This is a genomic window from Mycobacterium sp. (assembly GCF_049281135.1).
Taxonomy (GTDB): domain Bacteria; phylum Actinomycetota; class Actinomycetes; order Mycobacteriales; family Mycobacteriaceae; genus Mycobacterium.
In genome coordinates this window covers 1-1,757 of sequence record NZ_JBAPRN010000191.1, presented here as the reverse complement: position 1 = coordinate 1,757, position 1,757 = coordinate 1, and the positions used below count along the sequence as shown (strand labels likewise).

The window sequence follows — 1,757 nt, the reverse complement described above, 5'->3', positions numbered from 1 at the left end:
GCAAAGACTTTGGGCGACTCAGGCGGAATCGAGGTCGAAGTTCTCGACGACAAGGCGCTACTGAAGCACGGCTACGGCGGCGTCATCGGCGTCGGCAAGGGTTCATCGCGGCTGCCGCGGCTGGTGCGGTTGACCCACCACGGTTCACGGCTGGCCAAAAAGCCGAAGCAGGCCAAGAAAGTCGCCCTGGTCGGCAAGGGCGTCACCTTCGACACCGGCGGCATATCGATCAAGCCCGCGGCGTCGATGCACTACATGACCTCCGACATGGGCGGCGCCGCGGCGGTGATCGCGACCGTGGCGCTGGCCGCGCAACTGGAGCTGCCGATCGACGTGATCGCCACCGTGCCGATGGCCGAGAACATGCCGTCGTCGACGGCCCAGCGCCCCGGCGACGTGTTGACCCAGTACGGCGGCACGACCGTCGAAGTGCTCAACACCGACGCCGAAGGCCGTCTGATCCTGGCCGACGCGATCGTTCGCGCATGCGAGGACAGCCCCGACTATCTGATCGAGACGTCGACGCTGACCGGCGCGCAGACGGTGGCGCTCGGCTCGCGCACACCGGGGGTGATGGGCAGCGACGAATTCCGCGACCGGGTGGCCACGATCTCGCAGCAGGTCGGCGAGAATGGTTGGCCGATGCCGTTGCCGGACGAGCTGAAGGACGACCTGAAGTCGACGGTCGCCGACCTGGCCAACGTCAGCGGCCAACGGTTCGCCGGAATGCTCGTAGCCGGGGTCTTCTTGCGCGAGTTCGTCGCCGACGGAGTCAACTGGGCACATATCGACGTCGCTGCGCCGGCCTACAACACCGGTGGCCCTTGGGGTTACACCCCTAAAGGGGCCACAGGTGTGCCGACTCGCACCATGTTCGCGGTGCTGGAAGACATCGCGGCTAACGGCTAGCGCGGCAGGCTAGCGATGCAGCGCCGACCCCTGGAACCATCTGACCTTCTGCAGCCATGACCGCGCAGACGTCAGGGCGAAGGCGGCGCCGCACGAGCAGCAGAAGAACCAGACCAGCCCGGCGCTCAGTGTGCCCTGCAGTGGAGGGACCAACGCGGTGATCATCCGTACCACGCAAGCCGCGATGCCGCTGCCTGAGGCGAACAGATAGAGGGTGGCGATGTTCCGCGACCGTGGGTCCTTCCGCAGCACCAGCAGGGCGCGCGAGCCGAACGTCAGCAAGTAGGCCAACGTTCCCGTGAGCAATACCCAGTACACGGACAGCCAGAAGTCGGTAGGCAGCGCGAAGAAATCGCGCGCATACGTCTTGCTGCCGTGGCTAAGCGTGAACGTCGCCAGCAACAGCGGTATGCACAACGTCGCCGGTCGCTCCACCCATTGTTTGAATGACCTCTGCAGCGCGTCATCATCTTCAAGCCGACCGACCACGTTGTAGACGATCGCGGAGGCGGCGACGATGTAACAGTCATGCCCGATGTAGTTCTGCAGGTTCCACTCGCCGGTGATTTTGTGGAGGGCAACTCCGAGCGTCTCAGAGGACATCGGCGAAATCAGTGCGATCGTGAAACCCTGCAGAGCGATGTTGAGCGTCGCGGCGACTTCCCAACGGCAGTGCCAAGTGACTCGCCGGATCCAGAGGCTCCAGCCGATGGATGCGAGGGTGATGATGATCAGAGCGCTAAGTGCCACAGCAGTACCCCGTACAGAGCTAAATATTTACAGCGGAGGGGCGTCCGATCGCGGACGCCACTCCGCGATCTTGGTTGGTTGCTGAAGTGTCTTCAAGC

Annotated in this window: 2 protein-coding genes; one reads left to right on the top strand and one right to left on the bottom strand. The window is 64.1% G+C overall.

Features of this window, described 5'->3' with window-relative positions:
* Nucleotides 1-909: leucyl aminopeptidase (locus WAN02_RS07985; protein WP_422263621.1), on the top strand; the 909-nt coding region annotated here is incomplete at its 5' end.
* Nucleotides 910-918: 9 nt separating this feature from the next.
* Here WAN02_RS07985 and WAN02_RS07980 read toward each other — a convergent pair.
* A complete protein-coding gene (locus tag WAN02_RS07980; RefSeq protein ID WP_422263620.1) occupies nt 919-1,659 on the bottom strand; it encodes a hypothetical protein in 741 nt (246 codons plus the stop codon).
* Between the last annotated feature and the right edge of the window lie 98 nt (nt 1,660-1,757).